The following is a 7,702-nucleotide window of genomic DNA, read 5'->3' on the forward strand; positions in this document are numbered from 1 at the left end:
TAATTTTCAAAGACCAAGTTTTAATTTTTTTGGTCTGTCCTCAGACCGCTTAATCATCTTATCATCTGCATTTAGTTTTGTCAACAACTTTTTTAAAAAGTTTTTAACTCAACTGTGTGCTTGATAACTTAAGCATCGTATGCACCTTAGCGCCGACGACTTATTCATAATAACATGTTATAATTCATCCAAATATAATTATTTGCATTTTGTATAAGAATTATCCTAAAAAATCTTAAATTATCTCAAAAAATCTTTAAATTCCTTATACTGATACACCTGGTAATGTTTTAGGTTAAAATAATAAGATTTTCTTTAAATTGAACATCATAGGATAGATTATTTTATTAAGTAAGCCTTAAAATTAAAAAAGTTTTATATTAAATCAAGTATCTTTAATATAAAAGCTTTTAATAATCTATCCATAGTTTTAGCTATATTTATAGTCCTCCACAAATAATCTAGCCTTCTCTCGACCTTCATTATTTGTCTACATTAGCAGTAGTTCCAATTATTAGCTTAATACTAAATTAAAGACGTGTTATATTAAAGTACATAATTTTAATATAACACGTCCTACTAATCTGTTCCCTGCTTTAATTTATCCTTAACTATAGTTCTATGTGTTATTCCTAGTCTAGATACATAAAAAAACTAACAAATCATAGATATTAAACTATTTTCTATCTAGCAACTTAGTGTAATACAAAATAGTCTAATATACTAGCTTATTATTTTTTGAAAATGTCTTAACTTAGACACCTTTTATTTCTTCATGCAATTACCTATATTGGCATCTTTGTCAATTATACCTTCAATAATAGGCTTTTTACTAGTAATGATTGTTGTAATTCCTGGTCCATGCCCAGCTTTTACACAATCACTATGAATAACAACTCCAATACTTACAGCTCCTTTTAAAAATCCTCTTCCATAAGTATTATCACAATCCTCAAGTAAAACCAAATCTCCAAACTTTAATTTATCTAAGCTTAATCTTTTTATTTCTTCTGTATCAGCAGTCATTATATCATAATCTCCTGTATATGCATTTGATGAGCCAATTCCTGAACCCATAAGATATGGTGGAACTTTAGCAACAACAGGAACTTGTAACTTACCATCTTTTTCTGTAATTCCTAGCTTTTCAAATAAATCTGGATCTATACTCATAAGTTGTACATCTTCAAATCCTTCTAATTTTAAACCTTGTCCATATGCTTTGATTAGTATTTTATCGTCTATAGCTAAATTTTCTAAATCCTCTTTTTCAAAACAAATCATAACATGTTCTATTCCACCATGCATGCCAGTTACATAACCTTTTGCACCTTTTCCATCTCCTGAAACAACCTTTGCTTCATTTCCTATACATGCAAATGTCATCAATGCTGCATTTTCTGTTGTATTCTCATTTCTAATTGACACACCAGGCTCAACATGATCACCTACCCATCCAAAGGCTGAATCTCCAATGCTCACGTTGTAAGAAATCCCTCCTGTAGCTGGCAGTATCATAGGTACTCCCTCATGAGTTATTCTATAATTTCCACCTAGTGGATGATGTATTTGACCTTGAACTGACCATTTAACAATCTTTTCTTTATTTGTTCTTAACATATAATTTCCCCCTCATATTTAAGCGCTTTATCATATAATTTCTTTATTCTATAAAATCGTTAATTTTATAATCTTTCTCTGAGAATAGAATTTTGTTGTTATAACATAGTAATTATTCTATCTCATCGTAATCTAATAAATTTGTTATATCTTTTTTACTATGATTTATTACATCTTCATGTTTTAAATAGTTAGAGTTATCAATAGCTTAAATACAAACTATATAAAACTCATATTTAATTCTATAAATATTTATTAAAGCATTGTACTAAAGACTTATCAGTATTATATCCTAAATCTCTAAGTGCCTTTTCTAAAATATTTAATACATATACTAATCGTTCTTCTCTAGCATTTTCACCCATATGAGCTATTCTAACAACTTTACCTTTTACAAATCCAAAAGAAGCTGACATTAATACATTATATTTATTGAACATATGAGATACCAATTCATCTGCATCTATTCCTTCTGGAAGTGCTACCGCTGTTACTGTATTAGCTTGTCCTTTTATTATAAACAGCTCTAATCCAAATTCTTTAACTGATTTTCTAATAGCATTAGCATATTTTTTATGTCTTTCAATAACATTATCTATTCCCTCTTCTATTACATTATCCACTGCTACCCTAAGTCCCATAATGTCGCTTATAGGCATTGTATAAGGAAACCACTTTTTCTCATAATAATCTTTCCATATTGTTAGATTACAATAGAATCCTATAATTGGAGCTTTTCTGTTTTCCATAGCCTTATAGGCATCTTCACTAATTGATAGTATTGTTAATCCTGGTGGCGCTGAAAATGCTTTTTGAGAACCACCTAATACAATATCCACTTTCCAATCATCTACTTTTAAAGGTTCTCCTACCATAGCAGCAACACTATCTACAACTGTAATTATTCCGTATTCCTTTAATAATGGACATATTTTACTTATATCATTTAAAAGTCCTGAAGGAGTATCACAATGGACTATAGTTGCATATTTAAAATTATTATCCTTCTCTAAAAACTTTCTTAAAGCTTCTATATCTATTTCTTCCTGTCTATCTACGCTATAATATACAGGTTCTCCACCATATATTTTAACAAAATCGCCAAAACCTTCTCCAAAAACTCCATTATTTAATATAAGTACTCTATCATTTGTCTCTGTTAATGACGCACAAGCAGCCTCAAGTCCTAATATTCCTTCACCACTTAATATATACACATCATTGCTAGTGCCTATTATTTCCCCTATTTTTTCACAGGTCTCCTTGTAAAAATCATAAAAATGTATATCTAAATCTGGATTAGTGGCTTCCATAGCTCTAGCTAAACGAACATTCTCTCTAACCTCTGTTGGACCAGGTGTAAATACATAAGGTTTATTCATATTAACACTCCTTTTCTGTATAACTCTTGCATTAGGTAATCATTATAGTATCTTCTAATATTATATCGCATTTAATTATGCTAAATAAAAATAAGATAATTATAATCACTAGTTTATAAAATTAGTCATACATACAATTAATATAGACTTTTTCTTTTTTGTTATTTCTTCATTTTAAGCCATTCATTCTTTTTTATACTCATCTCATATAAATTCCAATATTTATTTCCTACAACCCTAGCATTTTCAGTAAATTTTGTCTTTTTAAAACCTACTTTTTCATAACATCTTATCGCACCATGATTAAAATCAAATACCCCTAAAGTAATTTCTTCTAATAAAAAGGTATTAAAACCTATATTTAATATCTCATCTATTGCCGCTGTGCCAATACCTTTACCTCTTATAGATTCTTCACCTATAAGAAATCTTACTATTCTTCCTATTTTATTTGCATTATCTGTTTTAATTAATTGAATAATTCCAATGATTTCATTACTTTCTGTATAGATAATTTTATATATAAATACTTGTGATTCCTCTTTATCAGATATGTTTTTAAAATTCTCAGCTATTTGATCCTTTGTTATAGGATGCTTATATGTTGGTCCTGCCCATTGCATTAAATATTCCGGGGAAGTATCTTCATTCCATTTTATTATCTTATCAAAGTCTTCTTCTAACAAATATTCTAATTTTACCATAGCTATCTACCTTTCATATAAGCATTTCATTATAGTATTACCAAAATCTTTAACATCTCTTAAATAATCATACCCTTTAGGATTGCCTTTTTTATTGTACATTCTAACTGCTACTAATTCTTCACTAGGAATTACTAATACACATGCTCCTGTATTACCTAAAATTTGATATGATCCTTTAGGTACTAATTCTCCTAATTCACTTTTTTTGCACTCTCTAGTTTTTACCCACCATAAAAATCCGTTCTCCGGGAGTTCTCTATCTTCCAAATATGGACTTTGAAGAGAAGTAGTTAAATCAAATATTTCCTTAGGAAGTACTTCTACTTCATTGATGGTACCTTTTTTTAGATGAATATATCCCCAATAAGCTAATTCTCTAGATGAAACATATAAATTTTTGTCATACCCTCCCCCTGTAGAACTCTTTGTAACCCCGCTTACTGGTTCCTCTTCTGGATTGAAAATAATTAACACTTGATCTTCTTTTATTTCTATCTCCCAGCCTGTTTCTGACAAATTAAAAGGATTAAAAACAGTTTCTTGTAATATTTGGGATACAGTTTTTTCTGTAGTAGTTTCTACTATATCTGTTAATAGTTTTATTCCCTCATTCACATATTCCCAATTTGTATCACAAGGAAAGTCTCTAATTAAGTTTCTATTTTCATCACTATTTAAACCATGGGTATGAGTTAATAAATGTCTAATAGTGGTTTTATCTATTACACCCTTATCTAAATTTGGTAAATAATCAATTACATAATCATCAATGCTATGTATATGTTTATTTAATAAGGCATAAGCAACTGCAAATCCTATATAGCTTTTTCTTGCAGATGCAACATTAAATCTAGATTTGCAATCTATCTTTCTAGCAAATTCTTTGTGGGAATGCTGACCAAAATACTTTTCTGTAACTATCTTATCTTTATGTATTATAAAGACTGATGAAGCAGAGGCTTTAATAAAATCTCCTGTATTTTTAACTTTATTTACTACCTCATCAAAAATATGATTTTCTTCTTTTTTTACATTATCTCTAATATTAATATTACTTTTAATGAAATTAATCATAATACGTCACCCTTTTAACATGATTTTTTATAAAACATTCTATATTTATAATTATAACCCTTCCATAACATAGTGTTAAATTATTTTTCTTTATTTTATTACATATCTTAATTTACTTATAAATAGAAAAAGAGCTGTTAAGCTCTTTAGGTGAATAAAAGAATATACCTTAATATATTTAAAACATTTCTCTTACATCTTCTAATATATTAAAATTAGTTAAATCGTAGTGAAGAGGAGTTAGGGTTATATACCCTTTTTTAATATTATAAACATCTGTTTCCTCAGTATCATTATCTTCTAATATACCTTTTATTTCTAAACTCCTTGTACCATCCTCATTTAAATTCTCTATAAAAATGTTTTTATAATTTCTTTTTCCTATTCTACATACTTTTATTTCATTTTTAATATTTTTATCTATAGGTGGTATATTTATATTTAGTACTATATCATTTTTAAATTTACATTCTTTAGCTTTTGCTACTATATCTAATGCTATTTTAGCCGCTAAATCATAACTTTCATCTTTTCCATCACAAGAAAATGCAACTGAAGGTACTTTTAATATTGCTGCTTCAACAGCTGCAGATACGGTCCCAGAATAAATTACATCTGTTCCTAAATTATATCCTTCATTAGCTCCTGAAATTACCAAATCTACTTTATTTTCAACTAACTTCATAAGTCCTACTCTTGTGCAATCCGCTGGAGTACCACTTACACTGAAAGCCTTAGACTTTATTCCATCTAATTTTTCCTCTTTAATTATAAGCGGGGCTGTTATTGTAATAGAGTGACTACTAGCGCTTCTTTGCATATTAGGTGCTACAATTATTACCTCATGATATTTCTCAAGTTCTCTAGCTAATGTTTGTATTCCTTTTGCAAATATTCCATCATCGTTTGTTAGCAATATTCTCATATATAAATCCTCCTAAACTCTATGTTTTACCTTATACTATGATTACTTATCACATCATTATTTATCATATCATTAATTTTAACCTATATATTTTCTTTTTAACATTAAAAATATAGAAGATAAAATTTCTAATAGAAAAGTGTCCTAAAAAGCAATTGTTAGATTGCCTTTTAGGACACTGCAAAATAGTTAATTTATGAATTTGAATTGAAATAAAGTAATTAATATTTAATAATATAAAATTTTATTATTTATCTTCATAGTAACAATGTCTTAAATAGACTTTGCAACATAGTTCACTAAATCTACTGTTCTACAAGAATATCCCCATTCATTATCATACCAAGAAACAACTTTAACCATATTGTCTTCTATAATCATAGTAGATAATCCATCAATTATTGATGATCTTGGGTCTTGTTTATAATCTACTGATACTAATGGCTCCTCAGAATATCCTAATATTCCTTTCATACTACCTTCTGAAGCTTCTTTAAGTGCTGCATTTACTTCTTCTGCAGTAACTTTTGTTTTTAATTCACATACTAAATCTGTTAAGGATACATTAGGCGTAGGTATCCTTACTGCAAAACCATTTAGTTTTCCATTTAATTCTGGAAGAACTTTAGCAACTGCCTTAGCTGCTCCTGTAGTTGTTGGAATTATAGATTCTCCTGCTGCTCTTGCTCTTCTTAAATCTTTATGTGTTTTATCTAATATTCTTTGGTCATTTGTATAAGAATGTATTGTAGTCATTAGTCCCTTAACTATTCCAAACTTATCATTTAATACTTTAGCAAATGGTGCTAAACAATTAGTTGTACAAGATGCATTTGAGATTATATGATGCTTTTCTGCATTATAATCATTTTCATTAACTCCCATAACAATGGTTGCATCTTCGTTTTTACCTGGTGCTGTTATTATAACCTTCTTAGCTCCTGCTTCTATATGCTTTATAGCACCTTCTCTACTATTAAATATACCTGTAGATTCAATAACTATATCTACTCCAAGCTCTTTCCATGGTAATTTAGCTGGATCACATTCTCTAAGTATCTTAATTTCTTTTCCGTTAACTACTATTTTATCTTCACCATCAACTTCAATAGTTCCATTGAACTTACCATAACAAGAATCATACTTAAATAAATGTGCTAGTGTCTCACTTTCCGCTTTAGCATTTATAGCAACTAATTCAACGCCATCCATTAGATTTTCTTGAGCAATTCTTAAAACAGCTCTTCCTATTCTTCCAAAACCATTCATAGCAACTTTTACAGTCATTATTTAGTCCCCCTATAAAATATAAACTTAAATTATATCATACTTTTTAAAAATCTATAATACTATTATATTTATTAATTCATTTATGTGTTATACTTTTTCACTTTTTTTTCAATATGTAATCATATGTGCTATACTATATATAGCATATTTAAGGATATATGTCAATATATTTGACTAAATATGATATTCTATTGCCTTAATTCAAAGTTTATATATTAGATGTTACTTTTAGTTGATCACGCAAATTTCAAAGATTTTTATATGTATTTGAATTTTTTTATTAAAATATGAAGACAATTTATGAGATAGGTTAATGTGAGAGATAAAGGTTTAAAAATGTGCTAATTTTGTCATAAAAACATGAGTGGTCATTCCATTCATAAAACTAAAGTCTTATAATAACTGTATTCAATAGAATGAATTCCAAAATTATATATACGAGGATAAAAAATAAATAAGTAAAGCTTACAACTTATATGAAATATCAAGATAAAACTATAGAAATAACTTTTAAAAACTGAAGAAAACACATTTCTAATTCATGTAGATTTTATCTTTAGAAAAAATAATTTTAACTAAATTATTAAAAATTCATATAAAAAAAGCAATCCTTTTGGATTGCTTTTATGGTGGAGATAAAGAGATTCGAACTCTTGACCCCCTGCGTGCAAGGCAGGTGCTCTCCCAACTGAGCTATACCCCCA

At 28.2% G+C, this 7,702-nt stretch carries 6 protein-coding genes and 1 tRNA gene; all 7 read right to left on the minus strand.

Features of this window, described 5'->3' with window-relative positions; genetic code table 11:
• Nucleotides 1-765: 765 nt before the first annotated feature.
• A complete protein-coding gene (locus B3603_RS18345) occupies nt 766-1,620 on the minus strand; it encodes a DUF4438 domain-containing protein (RefSeq protein WP_291567606.1) in 855 nt (284 codons plus the stop codon).
• A 242-nt stretch (nt 1,621-1,862) separates the two neighbouring features.
• Complete coding sequence (locus B3603_RS18350; RefSeq protein WP_291567607.1) at nt 1,863-3,002, minus strand: pyridoxal-phosphate-dependent aminotransferase family protein; 1,140 nt, start codon at nt 3,000-3,002, stop codon at nt 1,863-1,865.
• Nucleotides 3,003-3,163: 161 nt separating this feature from the next.
• Nucleotides 3,164-3,706: a GNAT family N-acetyltransferase gene (locus B3603_RS18355; protein ID WP_291567608.1), complete on the minus strand. Its 543-nt coding sequence runs from the start codon at nt 3,704-3,706 to the stop codon at nt 3,164-3,166.
• Between the two features lie 6 nt (nt 3,707-3,712).
• Nucleotides 3,713-4,783, minus strand: coding sequence for a serine hydrolase domain-containing protein (locus B3603_RS18360; protein WP_291567610.1), 1,071 nt, complete (start codon nt 4,781-4,783; stop codon nt 3,713-3,715).
• Nucleotides 4,784-4,961: 178 nt separating this feature from the next.
• On the minus strand, nt 4,962-5,708 hold the full coding sequence (gene surE, locus B3603_RS18365; protein WP_291567612.1) for a 5'/3'-nucleotidase SurE: 747 nt from the start codon (nt 5,706-5,708) through the stop codon (nt 4,962-4,964).
• 273 nt (nt 5,709-5,981) lie between these two features.
• Entirely contained in the window at nt 5,982-6,995 is a 1,014-nt protein-coding gene (gene gap, locus B3603_RS18370; RefSeq protein ID WP_291567614.1) for a type I glyceraldehyde-3-phosphate dehydrogenase, read from the minus strand.
• Between the two features lie 630 nt (nt 6,996-7,625).
• Nucleotides 7,626-7,701, minus strand: a tRNA-Ala gene (locus tag B3603_RS18375).
• Nucleotide 7,702 lies beyond the last annotated feature (1 nt).

The sequence above is a fragment of the Clostridium sp. UBA2485 genome, assembly GCF_002341865.1.
Taxonomy (GTDB): domain Bacteria; phylum Bacillota; class Clostridia; order Clostridiales; family Clostridiaceae; genus Clostridium_J.